This window comes from Rhizobium giardinii bv. giardinii H152 (assembly GCF_000379605.1).
In the GTDB taxonomy this organism is placed as follows: Bacteria; Pseudomonadota; Alphaproteobacteria; order Rhizobiales; family Rhizobiaceae; genus Pararhizobium; species Pararhizobium giardinii.
Genome location: NZ_KB902588.1, coordinates 1 through 1426, shown reverse-complemented (window position 1 = coordinate 1426; position 1426 = coordinate 1). Strand labels below are relative to the sequence as shown.

Sequence of the window (1426 nt, the reverse complement as noted above, 5' to 3'; positions counted from 1 at the left end):
GGCCTCCGCTCTTCGACCGCCGTGACGGACCGCGATGGGCGTGGTCTTGGAATCGAGGAGAATGAAAATGAGACAGGAAAACAGAAAGAACGCTCAGGAAGCGCGCGTCGACATCTACACTAAAATTACCGACCGCATTGTGGTATCGCTGGAGGAGGGCGTCCGCCCCTGGGTGCAGCCCTGGAACACGGGCGATCTTGAAGGTCGCATCAGCCGGCCGTTGCGGCACAACGGCGAGCCCTATTCCGGCATCAATGTTCTGTTGCTCTGGTCAGAAACGGTCTCGCGCGGGTTTCGCGCGCCGACATGGATGACGTTCCGCCAGGCAGCCGAACTCGGCGCTCATGTCCGCAAGGGTGAGACCGGCTCGACGGTCGTCTATGCGAACCGGGTAAGGAGGACGGAAACTGCCGAGAATGGCGACGAGGTCGAACACGATATTCCGTTCCTGAAAGCATACACGGTGTTCAATGTCGAACAGATCGATGATCTGCCCAGTGAATATCGGCCGTCTCGTCCGGAAGCGCCCAGGACGCGCTTGAATCGCATCGCGACAGCCGATGCATTCTTCGCCGCGACGGGAGCCGTGATCCGCCATGGTGGAGACAAAGCCTTCTATGCCCCGGGTGCCGATCTGATCCAGATGCCGCCGATCGAAACCTTCCGTGATGTGGAGTCCTATTACGCGACCCTTGCCCATGAGCAAATCCATTGGGTTGGGGCAAAGCATCGCCTCGACCGTGACCTCGCGCGTTACGCGAAGGACAAGTCTGAGCGTGCGCGCGAAGAGCTGATTGCCGAACTCGGCGCCGTTTTTCTATGCGCCGATCTCGGCCTCGTGCCGGTGATGGAGCCGCGACCGGATCACGCAAGTTATATCTCGTCCTGGCTCGAGGTTCTGAAAAACGAGAAACGGTTCATCTTTACTGCGGCGGCGCATGCGCAGAGGGCAGTTGCCTATCTCCATGATCTGCAGCCGACGGCGCAACAACGGGCAGCTTGAGCCTGCAACGTGCCATGGGTGCCGGCGCTTGCCGGTATCCCTGTCAATGCAACCTCACGGTAACCCGACGAGCAAACCCTCGATCGGGAGGCTTTGAGGGCGATCTGTGGAAGTTTTCTTATATCGCACATTCTGGTTTGAGACGGCCATTGCGATCAACGAAGACCCCTGCCGGCAGAGCCCGCCCCTCGGCGAGAGCGTCGATGCCAAACCGTTCGAAGCGACAGGGAACTGACCTCTTATCTTCGAACTTGAACAGGGTGGAAGATCAACGTGAGCTGCGGTGCGTCCATGTTGAGATGATGCGGTCATGTAGACGAACTCATTTAAGCAGCATGCCAATCAACAACACGGCGAGAAACGGCTTGTCCCATTCCATAGGTGCGTCATACCGAGCGATTAAGCTTAGCCTTTGTCAGTCGG

The 1426-nt window shown here is 58.3% G+C and carries 1 protein-coding gene; it reads left to right on the top strand.

Annotated features, from left to right (window positions below; all coding sequences use genetic code 11):
* Window positions 1–67 precede the first annotated feature (67 nt).
* A complete protein-coding gene (locus tag A3AY_RS0107575) occupies window positions 68–1003 on the top strand; it encodes an ArdC family protein (RefSeq protein WP_018325077.1) in 936 nt (311 codons plus the stop codon).
* The last annotated feature ends 423 nt before the right edge of the window (window positions 1004–1426 follow it).